At 72.6% G+C, this 15,179-nt stretch carries 12 protein-coding genes; 9 read left to right on the forward strand and 3 right to left on the reverse strand.

Translation table 11 applies throughout. From position 1 onward, the window contains the following. Positions 1–75: 75 nt before the first annotated feature. Complete coding sequence (locus P3X83_RS07890) at positions 76–1,743, reverse strand: asparagine synthase-related protein (RefSeq protein WP_277304211.1); 1,668 nt, start codon at positions 1,741–1,743, stop codon at positions 76–78. Positions 1,744–1,849: 106 nt separating this feature from the next. On the opposite strand from P3X83_RS07890, the gene P3X83_RS07895 reads away from it, so the two are divergent. The 7 genes from P3X83_RS07895 to P3X83_RS07925 all read left to right on the forward strand — a co-directional run bounded on the left by P3X83_RS07895 (position 1,850) and on the right by P3X83_RS07925 (position 11,467). Then, positions 1,850–3,727, forward strand: coding sequence for a hypothetical protein (locus P3X83_RS07895; RefSeq protein ID WP_277304212.1), 1,878 nt, complete (start codon positions 1,850–1,852; stop codon positions 3,725–3,727). 47 nt (positions 3,728–3,774) lie between these two features. After that, positions 3,775–4,410: a DALR anticodon-binding domain-containing protein gene (locus P3X83_RS07900; RefSeq protein WP_277304213.1), complete on the forward strand. Its 636-nt coding sequence runs from the start codon at positions 3,775–3,777 to the stop codon at positions 4,408–4,410. A gap of 36 nt (positions 4,411–4,446) precedes the next feature. Further along, on the forward strand, positions 4,447–5,223 hold the full coding sequence (locus P3X83_RS07905; protein WP_277304214.1) for a neutral zinc metallopeptidase: 777 nt from the start codon (positions 4,447–4,449) through the stop codon (positions 5,221–5,223). 122 nt (positions 5,224–5,345) lie between these two features. Beyond that, positions 5,346–6,749 carry a diaminopimelate decarboxylase gene (gene lysA, locus P3X83_RS07910; protein WP_277304215.1) on the forward strand — a complete coding sequence of 468 codons (1,404 nt, stop codon included), beginning with the start codon at positions 5,346–5,348 and terminating at the stop codon, positions 6,747–6,749. Beyond that, complete coding sequence (locus P3X83_RS07915) at positions 6,746–8,041, forward strand: homoserine dehydrogenase (protein ID WP_277304216.1); 1,296 nt, start codon at positions 6,746–6,748, stop codon at positions 8,039–8,041. The genes lysA and P3X83_RS07915 overlap by 4 nt, the downstream gene beginning before the upstream one ends. Before the next feature lie 493 nt (positions 8,042–8,534). Further along, a complete protein-coding gene (locus P3X83_RS07920) occupies positions 8,535–9,764 on the forward strand; it encodes a glycosyltransferase (protein ID WP_277304217.1) in 1,230 nt (409 codons plus the stop codon). Continuing rightward, positions 9,761–11,467 carry a glycosyltransferase family 2 protein gene (locus P3X83_RS07925; RefSeq protein WP_277304218.1) on the forward strand — a complete coding sequence of 569 codons (1,707 nt, stop codon included), beginning with the start codon at positions 9,761–9,763 and terminating at the stop codon, positions 11,465–11,467. The genes P3X83_RS07920 and P3X83_RS07925 overlap by 4 nt, the downstream gene beginning before the upstream one ends. 15 nt (positions 11,468–11,482) lie before the next feature. On the opposite strand, the gene P3X83_RS07930 is transcribed toward P3X83_RS07925, so the two are convergent. Then, a complete protein-coding gene (locus P3X83_RS07930; RefSeq protein ID WP_277304219.1) occupies positions 11,483–11,647 on the reverse strand; it encodes a hypothetical protein in 165 nt (54 codons plus the stop codon). A gap of 33 nt (positions 11,648–11,680) precedes the next feature. Here P3X83_RS07930 and P3X83_RS07935 point away from each other — a divergent pair, with 33 nt between their 5' ends. Then, the gene (locus P3X83_RS07935) at positions 11,681–12,328 is read left to right on the forward strand and encodes a hypothetical protein (protein ID WP_277304220.1); all 648 of its coding nucleotides are present in this window, start codon (positions 11,681–11,683) and stop codon (positions 12,326–12,328) included. Positions 12,329–12,338: 10 nt separating this feature from the next. Here P3X83_RS07935 and P3X83_RS07940 read toward each other — a convergent pair whose 3' ends face one another. Then, a complete protein-coding gene (locus P3X83_RS07940; protein ID WP_277304221.1) occupies positions 12,339–13,952 on the reverse strand; it encodes a glycosyltransferase in 1,614 nt (537 codons plus the stop codon). Positions 13,953–14,106: 154 nt separating this feature from the next. Here P3X83_RS07940 and thrC point away from each other — a divergent pair, with 154 nt between their 5' ends. Further along, a complete protein-coding gene (thrC, locus tag P3X83_RS07945; RefSeq protein WP_277304222.1) occupies positions 14,107–15,165 on the forward strand; it encodes a threonine synthase in 1,059 nt (352 codons plus the stop codon). Positions 15,166–15,179 lie beyond the last annotated feature (14 nt).

The following is a 15,179-nucleotide window of genomic DNA, read 5'->3' on the forward strand; positions in this document are numbered from 1 at the left end:
TCTTCCCGCACTCCGTGTTCTAGGCCCGTAATTACGCCGTTACCTTGCGTTCCCACGCCCGAAACGGCGAGGTCATCAGGCCCATGGCGGCGTCGTATCGGGAAGATTCCGTTCATTGTCGATCAGCCATGATCCGAAGAGCACGAGCCCGCGCACCCAGAACCGGTCGTTCCAGCCGTTGAACCGGGCGAGCGCGTCCGGCCCCTGCGAGATCATGTCGTGCAGCTCGGGCGAGAGCAGCCCGGGCACCTGCCAGGCCACCCGCATCAGCATCCGGTGCGAGTGGGCACGCGCGGGCGCGGCGGTGGAGCGCAGCGGCACCCGCGTCAGCGGCTGCTTGACCACGTTGGTGGACGGCAGCGCCGCCACCCGGGGATTCGCCGCGTGCAGCAGCTCACGGTAGAAGCGCCCCTTGTCCTTACGGGCCACCCCCACCGACAGCGCGGCGTCGAAGAACGCAGGGTAGATGAACGGCGCCGCGAACGACGCCTCCGGCCCCACCAGGTTGACCGGCGAGCGGGCGATGCCCCGCACGGTGCGCGTGTGCAGCACCGACAGGGACAGCTCGGCCCGGTGCCCGTGCAGCATCGACGTCGATCGGGCGAAGGACTCGCGCACGGTCTCGGTGATCCAGTGCTCGGCCTTCTCTGAGAGGAAGGGCACCGAGGGGGCGCCCAGGCTGAGCGACCTCAGCACCGCGGCCTGGCGTTCTTCGGCGGTGGCGGCGTGCAGCGCCTCGCCGCTGACCATGAAGTTCTTCAGCAGGGGGCCGCCGGCCAGGCCGTCCACGAGGGTGCGTCCGGCGCGCTGCACCTCGCGGGCGAAGGGGGCGTACCAGGCGTGATGCGGGGTGAGGTATTCCAGCCTGCGGGCCACGGCGAGAGTGTCGGCGGGGTAGTCGGCGGGGTCCTGTTCGATCACCCGGTGGCGTACGCCCAGCTCGTGGGTGATCGCGCGGGCGAAGGCGATGTCGGCGTCCGTGCCGTCGTCGGGGCTGGTGGTCCACGACTCCACGTCGGCGCCCCGGGCCACCGCCACAGAGCACAGCAGCCGGGAGTCGTAGCCGCCGCTCACCGGCACCAACAGCGGCCGGTCCTCGAACTCCTTGTACGCCTCGTGCAGGATCTCCAGCAGCTCACCGGGGCCGCGCCACGCCTCGTAGGGCTCCTGGCGCACCCAGCGCGGTAGCCGCCGGTCGGTGGAGATCCGCCCCGTGGCCCGGTCGTGGACCAGCGCGCTCGACCCGTTGAGCCGCTTGACCGAGGTATAGGGCGTGTCGTCGCCCAGCGGGAAGGTGACCTGGAGGATCGACGCCCAGGCCGCCCAGTCCAGCTCGTACGACCCACCGGTAAGCGACAGCAGCGGTTCGAGCAGCGAGGAGAAGTAGACCACGCCGGGCGTGCGCACGTAGTAGACGTCCACGAGCCCCAGCGCACCCGCGTGCAGGGTGACCTGCTCCCCGTCGTCGATGAGACCGGGGGTCTCGTAGGTCTCGGCGACGGTGATCCAGCGGTCGGACTCCTTCGGCCTGCGTTCTCCCCAGGCGAAGGCGTACCCGGACTGGTCACGGTGGTACGGGGCCAGCGGGCTGCTGCTGAACAGGGCCGCGCCGGTGGTCTGCAGGGCCGCGCGTACCTTCGGCCCGGCCTCGCGCAGTCTCGTGAGCAGGGCCGGGTCCACGTCGCCGATCGCGCCGCACACGTACGGCCGGACGTTGAACGTCGGCCACTCCCCGTCACGCACGAGCCCATCCCTTCGCGGTGCTGATCCCGGCACATCTCCCGATTAGCCGAAATTCGTGAATAGCGGAAAGAGTATCCTTTGCACCGCTCAGGGATCGGAGGACGACGTGGCTGGCGAGCGACTGGACGGCACCCGGAGGGCGTTGCGGGACGCCCTGGAGCAGGCGGAGAGGGCCAACGAACTGGCGCGGCTGCTCGACGCCGCCCAGGCCAAGCTGGCCGAGGCCGCCCGCGCCACCGAGGAACTGCGGGAGGTGAACACCCGCCTGCGCGAGACGGAGCGCTCCCTCGCCGAGTCGAGGGCCGCCGAGCAGAAACTGCGCAAGGAACTGGCCGAGCAGCGCTACCAGACCGAGGTCGCCCGCTGGAAGCTGTCGTCCCTGCAGGTGGCCCGCTGGTCGCGGCTGGGCGACGCGATCAAGACCGGCAGGCGCAACCCGGTCAGGCTGGCGCGCGGCCTGCGCGGCGCCGCCCGCCCGGTCAAGCGGCCCGTCGCGCCCAAGCGCCAGCCCCCTCCTGCCGTCGCCCAGACGGCCGAGGAGAGACCGGGGGCCGCGTTCCAGGCCAGGGAATCGGTCAGAACCATCGCGGGCGCCTCGTTCAAGCTGAAGCCCTTCCGGGTGCCCACCGGGCCGAACACCAGGCCCCACCTGACCGCCGCGGTGATCGCCGACCCGCACGCGGAGGCGCTGCTGCGCTACGAGTGGCGCCAGACCGTCGGCTTCACCCCGCGCGACTTCGCCAGGATCCTCGCCAAGGAGGTGCCCCACCTGCTGCTGGTCGAGTCCGTGACCGGCGGCCCGTGGGCCGAGGAGGTAAACCGTCCCGGCGAGGGGCTGGACGGCCTGCTCGCCTGGTGCGCCGAACGCGGCATCAGGACCGTTTTCTGGCACACCGGAGGCGACGTCGCCGCGTTCCGCGAGGCCGCCCGGAGGTTCGACCACGTCTTCACCACCTCGCCCGAGGACCTGCCCGCCTGGCGGGCTGACCACCCGCGCGCCGGGGTGCTGCCCTTCGCCGTGCAGCCCAGGATCCACAACCCGCTGCCGATCCGCGACGGCCGCTTCGACCGGGTGCTGACCCTGGAAGAGCTGCTGCCTCCCCACTTGAGCTATCCCGATGTGCTCACCTCCTACCGGTGGCCCAAGGCGGTCACGCTGCCGCCCGGCACCGAGTCGTGGCGGGCCGCCGAGATCGCCGCCTGCGCCACCCCCATCGGCAGCGTGCCCGACGAGGGACTCGCCCACACCGCGATGCGTCAGGCGTACGCGGACGGCACCATGACCGAGCGCGTGGACGACTTCCTGGCCGCGATCGGGCTGCCCGCCGCCCGCGCCACGCTGCACACGTCCGTGATCGTTCCCCCGGTGGGCGACACCGACCGGGCCATCGCCCAGATCGCCCGCCAGGACGAGGTCCACCAGGTGATCCTGCTCGGGCCCGACGCCGAGATGGCCGCCAAGCGGGCGGCCGGGGTGCTGCCCGGCTCCGTGGAGGTGGTCGCCAGGGCCGCCGAGACGCGGCTGACCATCGGCGGCGCGCTCGGCCGCGGGCTCGACCTGTGCGAGGGCGACCTGGTCGCGGTGATGGACCCGCGCGACCTGTACGGCGAGCACCACCTCGCCGACCTGCGCCGGGCGTTCCTCTACACGACGGCCGACGTGGTCGGCAAGGCGTCGTTCTACGCCCACCTGGAGGACGCGGGGGTGACCGTTCTGCACCAGCCGGGCGCCGAGTACTCCTACCTGCCGGAGATCGGCGGGGGGACGCTGCTGGCCCGCCGCACGGTGCTGCGCGGGCTGGGCATCGCCGACGTGGCCGAGGGCTGGGACGAGGTGCTGATGCGCCAGTGCCGCGCCGACAACGTGCGGGTCTTCTCCGCCGACCGGTTCGGATACGTCAGGCGGCGCCGCGAGGACCCCGCCCTGCTCGGTTCGTCGCGCCTCGTCGAGTACGGTCCCGCCGAGCCGCACGCGATGATCTGACCGGCGGGTGAGGTGCCCCGGGGGCCGGGCTGGCTATCGTCTTCAATGTGACGATCGCCCGGCTCGCGGAGTCGCTCGGAAGCGCGCCGATGCCCACGGGCGGGTGGGAGCGTGAGGCCGTCCTCACGGCTCCCGCGCCCGATCCCGGGGCCGCGGACCGGCTGCGCGCGCTGCCCGGCGTCGCGGCGGTCAGGCCGGGCCCGGGGCGGCTGCTGAAGATCGTGGTCGCCGAGCCCGGCGAGATCGTCACCGAGATCGGCCCCTGTTTCACCGCCTTCCGGGCGGCCTGGCCCGATCTGCCGCGCACGTGGGACAACCCCGGGTTCGTCGTGCGCTACGCCCACGCGCGGGCGGTGGCCGTCGCGCGCTGGGCGCGTGACCTCGGGGTTCCGGTCGACGGCTTCGCGCCGGGCGAGCTGTCCGGCCCGTGGGACCGTGCCGTGCTGCGGGTCCTGGCCGAGCTGCCGAGCAGGTGCGAGCGGGCCGAGCCGGGGTGGGCGGCGTACCTCGAAAGGCTCGCGCTGGCCTACCACGACGCGCATGAGCGGGCGCCCGCCGTACCGGTGGGGGACGAGCCCGCGCGACCGGTCCACACCGCACGGCTGAGGATGGCCGGCGCGGTCCGCCTGGTGATCTCCGAAGGGCTCACGGCGAATGGCCGAACGGCACCCGACAGACTGTGATAGACCCTCCCGAGAACATCAAAACAGGGAGCGGTGGTGAGCGGACGACGCGGGGTGATCAGGCGGCTGCTACCGGCCGCCGCGGCGTTCGCGCTGGTGCTCGGAGTGGTCGTCTTCTTCTATCCGCAACTGCGCGAGGTCCTCGGCACCGAGGCGGGCTCCCCGCGTTCCGGAGCCGCCACCCACCCCCTGTACTCCGCCTCGCCGGTGCCCAGCCACTGCGAGTTGCCCAAAGACCGTGACGCGGACGTGCGCAGGACGCTGGGCGAGCTGTCCCGCTGCCTCGACCGGATGTGGACGGCGACGCTGCGCGCGGCCGGATACGAGTACGAGCCGCCGGGCGAGGTGAACCTGGTCGAGACGGCGGCCGAGTCGTCGTGCGGGCGCGACGACGACGGCTGGGCCGGGATCTACTGCCCGGAGACCCGGTCGGTCAACGTGCTCCTCGACGCGAGCTGGGCCTTCTCCGACATGTTCACCCTGGCCCACGAGTACGCCCACCACGTGCAGGAGATCAGCGGCATCGCCGACCAGAACGGCTCGGAGATCTTCGACGAGGCGTGGTCGCGGCGGCTGGAGTTACAGGCGGACTGCATGGCGGCGGCGGCCATGCGCGAAATCGACTCCGAGGCGGTGGCGATGGTGCGGGCCGCTGCGGGTCACCCGGGGGCCGACGCGGAGGAGGCGTGGGCCGCGCACCGCAAGACTCACGGGTCGGCGCGCAACAGCGCGGCGTGGATCAAGCGTGGGGAGCGGCAGGGCACGATCGGGGCGTGTAACACCTGGGCGGCGCCGCAGGATCAAGTCTCATGAAGCGCCCTTGAACGTGATTTATCCTGGGATTTGTCGACCGGGGAGGATAAATTGCAGGCAGTGTGTCTCGAAGCCTGGACAGGCGTCCCAATGGGATCAGCGGGTCCGATAGCCTCGTTCGGGTGAGTCCCTTCGTCCATCCCGCAGGCGACCGGCATGCCGCGGCACAGCCGCACGGCCACGCCGAGGCGCACCCTCAGGAGCGCCACGCCACGCCTGCCGACCTCAACCGCCTCGACCCCGCCATCTGGCCCCGAACATCCGGGCGCGCCGGCGGGGCGGTCACCATCGGCGGCGTCGACGTACGAGACCTCGCGGCCCAGTACGGCACGCCGCTCTATGTCCTGGACGAAGACGACGTCCGCTCCCGCTGCCGCGACTACATGGCGGCCTTCGGCGACAGCGACGTCCACTACGCCGGCAAGGCGTTCCTGTGCCGGGAGCTGGCCCGCTGGATCGACGAGGAGGGCCTCGGTCTCGACGTCTGCAGCGGCGGAGAGCTGGCCGTCGCGCTGAGCGTGGGCTTCCCGCCCGGCCGCATCACCCTGCACGGCAACAACAAGTCCGCCGCTGAGCTGGAGCGCGCGATAGAGGCCGGGGTCGGCCACATCGTGCTCGACTCCTTCGAGGAGATCGCCCGGCTGGGCTACCTGGTCGAGCGCCACGGCGTGCGTCCCAAGGTCCTCATCCGGGTCACCACCGGAGTCGAGGCCCACACCCACGAGTTCATCGCCACCGCCCACGACGACCAGAAGTTCGGGCTCTCGCTCAACAGCGGGGCCGCCGCCGAGGCGGTCCGTCGCGTGCTGGCGCTGCCCCAGCTCGAACTGACCGGGCTGCACTCCCACATCGGCTCGCAGATCGTCGACACCGCCGGGTTCGAGGTGGCCGCGCAGCGGCTGGCCGGGCTGCTGGTGCAGATCAAGGACGAGCACGGCGTGGTGCTGCCCGAGCTCGACCTCGGCGGTGGTTACGGCATCGCCTACATCGAGGGCGACGAGGCCCCCGACATCAAGCTCATCGCCGACCACCTGCGCCAGATCGTGGCCAGGGTCTGCGCCTCGGCCGGGCTGCCGCTGCCCCGACTGACCGTCGAGCCCGGCCGCGCGATCGTCGGCCCCGCGGGCGTGACCCTCTACGAGATCGGCACCGTCAAGGACGTCGAGGGTCTGCGCACCTACGTCAGCGTGGACGGCGGCATGAGCGACAACGTCCGCACCGCGCTGTACGGCGCGGAGTACACGTGCGTCCTGGCCTCGCGGGAGAGCGAGGCCGGGCCGATGCTCGCCCGCGTGGTCGGCAAGCACTGCGAGAGCGGCGACATCGTGGTCCGCGACACCCACCTGCCCGCCGACCTGGCGCCCGGCGACCTGCTCGCGGTGGCCGCCACCGGCGCCTACTGCCGGTCGCTGGCCAGCAACTACAACTACCTGCCCAAGCCCGCCGTCGTCGCGGTGAAGGACGGCGCGTCACGAGTGATCGTGCGCGGGGAGACCGAAGACGACCTCCTGAGGGGGCAACCGTGAAACCGCTGAAAGTGGCCCTGCTGGGCTGCGGCGTGGTCGGATCCCAGGTCGTGCGGCTGCTGCGCGAGCAGTCGGCCGACCTCGCCGCCCGGATCGGCGCACCGCTGGAACTGGCCGGAGTGGCCGTGCGCCGTCCGGGCCGCAAGCGCGACGCCGGAGTCGAGGCCGACCTGCTCACGACCGACGCCGAGGCCCTGGTCTCCCGCCCCGACGTCGACATCGTGGTCGAGGTCATCGGCGGCATCGAGCCGGCCAGGTCGCTGATCGCCACCGCGCTGCGGGCGGGCAAGTCGGTGGTCACCGCCAACAAGGCGCTGCTCGCCGAAGACGGCGCGACCCTCCACGCCGCCGCCAGGCAGGGCGGCGGCGATCTCTACTTCGAGGCCAGCGTCGCGGGCGCGATCCCGCTGCTGCGCCCGCTGCGCGAGTCGCTGAGCGGCGACCACGTGCACCGCGTGCTCGGCATCGTCAACGGCACCACCAACTACATCTTGGACAAGATGGACACCAGCGGGGCGTCGTTCACCGACGCGCTGGAGGAGGCTCAGGCGCTCGGTTACGCCGAGGCCGACCCCACCGCCGACGTCGAGGGCTTCGACGCCGCCGCCAAGGCCGCGATCCTGGCCGGGCTGGCCTTCCACAGCAGGGTCACCGCCGCCGACGTCCACCGCGAGGGCATCACCGAGATCACCGCCGCCGACGTCGCCAGCGCGAAGGCGATGGGCTATGTGATCAAGCTGCTGGCCATCTGCGCCCGCTCCGACGACGGCTCCTCGGTCGGCGTGCGCGTGCATCCCGCGATGATCCCGAGGTCGCACCCGCTGGCCGGGGTCAGGGAGGCCTACAACGCCGTATTCGTCGAGGCCCGCTCCGCCGGGGAGCTGATGTTCTACGGCAAGGGCGCGGGCGGTGCGCCCACCGCCTCGGCCGTGCTCGGCGACCTGGTCGCGGTCGCCCGCAACCGCCTCACCGGGGCGCGCGGGCCCGAGGAGTCCACCTACGCCGACCTCTCCGTCCATCCGATGGGCGACACCGTCACGCGCTACCACGTGGCCCTCGACGTCGCCGACAAGCCGGGCGTGCTCGCCAGGGTGGCCGACATCTTCGCCAAGCACGACGTCTCCATCCAGACGGTCCGCCAGGAGGGCCACGGCGACGACGCCCAGCTCGTCCTGGTCTCCCATCGGGCGAGCGACGCCGCGCTGTCGGCGACCGTGGGCAGCCTGCGCGAGCTGGACATCGTCAGGGCCGTGGCGAGCGTCATGCGCGTGGAGGGTGACGAGACGCCCTGACCCTCCGAGGGGTGCACCGGGCAAAACCTCATTGATCCCGATTGAGGCGGGAGCTCCAGTGGCCTGCCCCGAGAACCGGTTCATCTGGCGGAAAGCCCGTTGCCGAAGGGGATGTGGCATTACTCTACGGGGATACGCGGACGTTCCAATCCGGTGATCTCGCACAGGGGAGAGGCCCGTGGCCAAGCCCGCTCCGGACTGCGGTTGCTGCAACGGGACCGGTCGGCTCACCTATGAGCGACCGAAACGGCAACCAGATGGCTCTGTCATATGGGTGAATTCCATTGAGAATTGCCACATATGCGGTGGTACGGGGAAGTGTAAGTAGGTTCAGATTTTACCTGTTAATTCATAGTGAAACCGTCTCGGCCTCCTCCGGGAGGCCGAGCGGCGGATCTGACATCTTGTCAGGGTTCGTGACGGTAGACCGCCGGAGATCGGTACGCTCGTTGGCGACCGCCCCCGCGATACACGGATCTGATCGAGCCCCGGTATGAGTACCTCACCAGAAGCGTCCGAGTCAGTCCCGACCCAAGAGGAGGCCGGCGAGCCGTCCCCGCCCAGGAGGGCGAGCCCGCTCGGCTACAAGCGAACCCCCACCGAAGGCGAGGCCGTCCTGCGCGCCTCCGCCCAGGGCTGGTCGGTCGACGACCGTCCGCTCGGCGCGACGGTCACGGAGGCCCAGGCCGACGAGCTCCGGCCGCTGCACGCCGTCCGCGTCGAGTGGCCCGGCGACGCCCGCGCCCCGCTCGACGCCGTGCTCGGCCTCGCCGCAGCCGGAGTGCCGCTGTACGCCCCGCGCGTGCCCGCCTGGGTGCCGGAGGCCGATCCCGGCCTCGCGGCCCTCCTGATGGCCTGGGACGGCACGCCCCCCGAGACCTCGGAGCGGCCCGCCGACGTCCGCTCGGTCGCCGACCTGCGCCGCGAGGAGCACAGCGTGCGCCTGCGCAGGCACGTCCACCGCGCCGTGAACGCCGCCGACCCCACCGTTACCGTGATCATGTCCAGCATGCGCCCCCGCCTGCTCAAGGGCGCGCTCGACCAGATCGCCCGCCAGCGGCACGCCCGCGTCGAGGTCGTGCTCGGCCTGCACGGCGTGCCCGAGTCCCACCCCGAGGTCCGCCGCGCCGTCGAGGGCTTCCCGCTGCCCCTCACCGTGCTCGCCGCCGAGGCGTCCACGCCGTTCGGCGAGGTGCTGCACCAGGCCGCCTCGCGCGCGTCCGGCGAGCACGTCGCCAAGTGGGACGACGACGACTGGTACGGCCCCGAGCACCTCGCCGACCTGCTGATGGCCAAGGAGTACTCCGGAGCCGACGTCGTGGGCGCGGCCCCCGAGTTCTTCTACCTGGAGCCGCTGCGGGCCACCGTCCGCCGCACCGACTACGCCGGCGAGCGGTGGAGCGACTACATCGCGGGCGGCACCATCCTGCTGGGCCGCGACGCCTACCGAGAGTCCGGCGGATTCGCCTCCCTGACCAGCGGCGTCGACGCCGACCTGCTCAAGCGGATCGACGCCGCGGGCGGCCGGATCTACCGCACCCACGGCCTGGGCTACATGCTGCGCAGGTCGCTGGCCGGCGACCACACCTGGCGGCTGCCCCTGGCCCATTTCCTGCGGGTCGCGACCAACCAGTGGCGCGGCTTCCGTCCCAGCCTGATCATGGAAGCCGGCCCCGACACCACCTACCAGGGAGCGGTTGTGAGCGAAGCGAGCCGTACGTGAGCGCGGGGCCCGTGGAAGACCGGAACACTCCCGGCGGGCCGAGGATCCGGGGCAACGACTACACCGCGCTCACGCCGCCCGCCATCGGGTCCTGGACCCCCTCCCTGACCGTCACGGTCGTCGTGCCCGCCTACAACGGCCAGGACAAGCTCGACCTCGTCCTGGCCGGGCTGTCCGCCCAGACCTACCCGCAGGAACTGCTGGAGGTCGTCGTCGTGGACAACGGCAGCGCCCCGCCGCTGCGGCTCGGCGCGATCCGCCCCGAGCTGACCCGGATGGTGGTGTGCGAGACCCCCGGCCGCGCCTCGGCCCGCAACGCGGGCCTGGCCGCCGCCACCGGCGACGTCGTGCACTGGCTCGACTCCGACGTCGTGCTCGCCCCCGACGAGGTCGAGGCGCACATGCGCTGGCACCACCTGGCCCCCTACCTGGTCGTCACCAGCTACCTGCGGTTCACCGGCGCGCCGCTGCCCCTCCCGAGCGCGCTGGCCACCGCCCTCGCCGACCACGGCGCCGACGGCCTGGCCAAGCTGTTCGAGCCCGCCGAGCCGCACCAGTGGCTGGTGGACCTGCTGGAGCGCACCGGCGGCCTGGTCCGCGACCCGCACCGGGCGTTCAGCCTGCACGTCGGCGGCGCCACGTCCGTCGCCGCCCGGCTGCTCAAGGCGGCGGGCCCGATGGACACCGACCTCATCCTCGGCCAGGACACCGAGCTGGGCTACCGCCTGGCCCAGGCGGGCGCGGTGTTCGTGCCCGACCCGCAGGCGCGCGGCTACCACCTCGGGCCCTCCATGCGGATGCGCGACAAGACCTCGATCGACCGGGTCAGCCACGCCTACATCGGCGACCGCGTGCCGTCCTACCGGTGGCTGCGCTCGCACCCGGCCCGCCAGTGGAAGGTGCCCTACGTCCGGGCGATCGTCGAGGCCGCCGGTTACGACGACGTCCGCGCCACCGTGGACTCGCTGCTGGGCGGCACGATCCCCGACCTCGCCGTCGAGGTCGTCGGCCCCTGGTCGCGCCTCGACCCCGAGCGCCGGGCCCCGCTCACCGACCCCGATCTCGACCTCGTCCTGATCGGCGGGCACTACGCCCACGAGTCCAGGGTGCGCCTGGCCGAGAACGAGCCCGAGGCGACCGCCGCCGAGCCGTTCCGGCTGCGGATCCCCGCGGGCTGGGCGGCCGGGGAGGAGAGCCTGGCCCGGATCCTCGACCTGGCCAGGGAACAGGGCCACGGCCTGATCAACGTGCTGCTCGATGAGCGCGAGGACGGCGTGGTGGCCGCCCGCCTGGAGCGATCCGCGGCGTTCGCCAGGGCCGCCATCGTCGCGAGGCCGGGGGAGGACCTCGACGACGTGGTGGACGACACCCACGGCGTGCTGTGGGTGGACGGAGAGTCGTACGGCTTCGCCGCCGCCGCCGAGGCCGGCCCGCCGATCGGCCGCCGCAGCGCCTACCGCGCGCGGATGGAGGCCGCGGACGAGGTGGCCCGGCTCAAGAAGGAGGCCGAGCGCCTGCGCGGCCAGATCGCCAAATGGCGCGACGAGGCGGGCCGCTGGCGCAAGAACGCCGTGGAATACCGCAGGGAGGTCGGCACGCTGCGCCGCGAGCTGGCCGCCGCCAAGAAGGCCCAGACGGTGCGCCGCGCCGGGCTGGCCGGATCGCTGCGCCGCGCCCTGCGCCGCCGCCGGCGCCCCGAGTGACCGGCTCCCCGCAGGTCAGGGCGTGCCCTCACCGCTTTCCGCATGGCGCTCCCGCAGCCGGGTACGCACCTCGTCGGGGGTGTAGGCACGCCGCCGCCGCTCGGCCCTGGCGATCACCACGCCGGTCGCCGCGACGCCCGCGAAGCAGGCCAGCCCGAGAATCTTCCACAACCGCCGCATGGGCGAAAGGCTAGCGAAGAAAGGCTGGAAGCGATGAGCATCGGCCTCGACGAGGCACTGGAGCTGACCCGCACCGGCGACGTGTGGCTGTTCCGGGGGCGCTCGGTGCCCGACCGGGCCATCCAGGTCACCACCAACAGCCCGGTGAACCACGTCGGCATGGCCGTGGTCATCGAGGACCTCCCGCCGCTGATGTGGCACGCCGAGCTGGGCCGGTCGCTGCCCGACATGTGGGCGGGCGGCCACCACCGGGGCGTGCAGCTGCACGACATGCGCGCCGCCGTCGAGGTCTGGTCCGAACGGTACGGCCAGCGCGCCTGGCTGCGCATGCTCGACCCGCCGGCGACCCGCGAGATGGAGGATGCCGTCCTCAAGACCATCGCCCGGCTCGACGGTACGCCGTTCCCCTCCACCGCGCGTCTCGCCGGACGGTGGCTGCGCGGGCGGCTGCCCGCGATCCGGTCGAGGTCGCGCGACCCGCGCACGCTGGAGTCGGCCTACTGCGCAGAGGTCATCGCGGTCACCTACGAGGACATGGGCCTGCTGCCCGCCGGTCGGCGGCCCAACTGGTACGACCCCGGCCGTTTCTGGAGCGGCGACGACCTGCCGCTGTCGGAGGGCGCCCGGCTCGGCGGCGAGATCGCCGTGGACATTCCCCACAAGCCCGGCGCGACCGGCTGACCTGCGGGCCTCAGCCCCGGCGGCGCGCGCCGGTGAGACGGCCGAGCAGCGACGTGCCCCGCGAAGGCGGCTCGGGCGGCGGGGGAGCGGCCCCCGGAGGCTGGGCGGGCTTGGCTGCGGAGGGCGCCTTCTTCGGCGGCGCCTGCTGGGCGGCCGCCTGCTTGGGGGCCGGCCAGTACTCCGCGTACTCGCCCTTCATCGCGCCGTGGGTGGCCTCGACCAGCTCGTCTCGCAGGTCGGGGTCGATGGCGCCGGAGGCGACCAGCTCGGTGACGGGAACGCCCTGCCCGGCCAGCAGCAGGGCGCGGCTCAGCGCCTCGGTGCGCTCCAGGCGCGCCGTGCCGCCGGAGGGGAGATCGACCCGCAACACGCCCGGGCGGTGCTCCTGAAGCGTGTCGATCATCAGCCGCAGCGTGTCGCGGCCGGGCGGGGGCTCGACCGGGCCGGTGTAGCGGAACGGGATCGGCGCGGGCGAGGGTACGACGGCGTCGGCCAGCCGTACCCGGTCGTCACCGGCGAAGCGCTCGCTCATCAGCCGCAGGTCCAGCAAAGGATCGTGCAGCACCGGCCGCCGCCCGGAGCCGAGGGACGACCAGGGCGCGACCAGGGTGACCACCACGTCGGAGATAGAGCCGGTCAGCGCCGCCCCGACCGCCGCGCGCACGGTCTCCTCGCCGGCGTCGCCGACCTCGAACACCACCTCGGCGTACGGCACGCGCCACCGCCGCCCCACGTCCTTGCGCAGGTCGCGGCGGAGCGGAACGCGCTGCGCCAGGTACGGCGAGACGACCCGCACCGCCAGGTCGCGCTCCAGCGTCTGCGCGGGCAGCCCGAGGTGGACGGCCTGCGCCAGCGGATCGGGCACGAACACCGCGCCCGCCTGGGCGAGCCGGTAGGCGAACTCGGTGTCTTCGCCGCGCGGCACCCCGGCGTCGACGCCGCCCACAGCGAGGAACAGGTCGCGGTGGAGGCACAGGGTGGGCCCGGTGCAGCAGTGGTAGGGGTTCTTGCTGGCGCGCAGGAGGTCCAGGCGCTCGATGGTGGCCTCGGTGGAACTGGGCACGGCCGCCGCCAGGTCGAAGATCGCGCCGAGCCCTTCGCCCGCCACGGCCTCGCGCACCCGCGCCGCGCCGAGCCCTGCGGGCTCCTCGACGAACCGCTTGTAGCCGATGGTGACCGTGTAGTCGGTCAGGTGGTGCCAGCGGGCCAGCGCCTCGATGTGCTCGCGGCAGACCACCATGTCGGCGTCGAGACGCTGGATCAGCGTGCCGCCGGCGGCGGCGACGCCGGAGTTCACGGCGTGCCCGATGCCCCAGCCGGACGGATCGGCCCGGACGATCCTGGTGCCCTCGGGGGCGATCTCCGGCAGCCGCAGCGGCGGCTCGCTGCCGTCGTCGACCACGATGACCTCAAGCAGCTCACGCGGGTAGGTCTGGGCGGCGAGGGCGGCGAGGGCCAGGTCGAGACGGGGTTGCCCGCCGTGCGCCGGAACGACGACGCTCACCGGCAGCGTGGGCCGCCAGGCGCCGAGTTCGGGCGGCGTGAGCGGCGAGTGGTCGTTGCGCCGCACCCGTGGCCGGTCGTCCGCGAGATCGGGAAGCGGTCCCTGGTGTCCACCGGTCATGTTGAGCGCTCCACCCTTCGTGCGCGTCGGTCGGCAGCGGCGGTCGGGCTCTGCAGACCCTACAGCGGTTCCTGAGACGGGGTTCACGTCCGCAGGTCAGGCGGGTTGGCCGTAAACTCGGTCCTCGACACCGCAAGGCTGCCGAGGAGCGATCATGACCAGGGTGTGGCGTGGACTCATCGAGGAGTACCGAGACCGACTTCCGGTGACCGCGACGACGCCGGTGGTCACCCTGCTCGAAGGGGGCACACCGCTGGTGCCCGCGCGGCGAGTGTCGGCGCTGACGGGCTGCGACGTGTACCTGAAGGTCGAGGGGCTCAACCCCACCGGCAGCTTCAAGGACCGCGGCATGACCATGGCGATCAGCAAGGCGGTCGAGGCAGGGGCCAAGGCGGTCATCTGCGCCTCGACCGGCAACACCTCGGCGTCGGCGGCGGCCTACGCCGTCCGGGCCGGGCTGACCTGTGCGGTGCTGGTGCCGCGCGGCAAGATCGCGATGGGCAAGCTGGCGCAGGCGCTGGTGCACGGGGCCAAGCTGCTCCAGGTCGACGGCTCGTTCGACGACTGCCTGGAGATGACCAGGAAGCTCTCGGAGAACTACCCGATCGCGCTGGTCAACTCGGTCAACCCGTTCCGGCTGCAGGGGCAGAAGACCGCGGCCTTCGAGATCGTCGACGTGCTGGGCGACGCGCCCGACGTGCACTGCCTGCCGGTGGGCAACGCGGGCAACATCTCCGCCTACTGGATGGGCTACAAGGAGTACGCCGCAGACGGGCCGTCCACCGGCACCCCGCGCATGCTGGGGTTCCAGGCCAGCGGGGCCGCCCCGATCGTCAAGGGCGCGCCGGTCACCCACCCGCACACGATCGCGACGGCGATCCGCATCGGCAATCCCGCCTCCTGGCGGCTGGCCGAGGCGGCGCGCGACGAGTCGGGCGGTGACATCCAGGCGGTCACCGACCGCCAGATCGCCGCCGCCTACAAGCTGCTCGCGCAGGAGGAGGGCGTGTTCGTGGAGCTGGCCTCGGCGGCCAGCGTCGCGGGCCTGCTCCAGGCGCGTGAGCATGGGCTGGTTCGCGATGGCGAGCGGGTGGTGTGTACGGTCACCGGTAACGGGCTGAAAGACCCCGACTGGGCGATCTCCGGCGCTCCGGCTCCGGTGACGATCTCCATCGACGCGCACGCCGCGGCGACGGCGCTCGAACTCGCCTGACACGGCCGCCGGGC

The sequence above is a fragment of the Spongiactinospora sp. TRM90649 genome (assembly GCF_029382225.1).
Classification (GTDB): Bacteria; Actinomycetota; Actinomycetes; order Streptosporangiales; family Streptosporangiaceae; genus Spongiactinospora.

Coding starts and splice junctions, on each gene's coding strand:
- P3X83_RS07920 (WP_277304217.1), top strand. CDS start 8,535: ATGAGTACCTCACCAGAAGCGTCCGAGTCAGTCCCGACCCAAGAGGAG.
- P3X83_RS07930 (WP_277304219.1), bottom strand. CDS start 11,647: ATGCGGCGGTTGTGGAAGATTCTCGGGCTGGCCTGCTTCGCGGGCGTC.
- P3X83_RS07935 (WP_277304220.1), top strand. CDS start 11,681: ATGAGCATCGGCCTCGACGAGGCACTGGAGCTGACCCGCACCGGCGAC.
- P3X83_RS07940 (WP_277304221.1), bottom strand. CDS start 13,952: ATGACCGGTGGACACCAGGGACCGCTTCCCGATCTCGCGGACGACCGG.
- thrC (WP_277304222.1), top strand. CDS start 14,107: ATGACCAGGGTGTGGCGTGGACTCATCGAGGAGTACCGAGACCGACTT.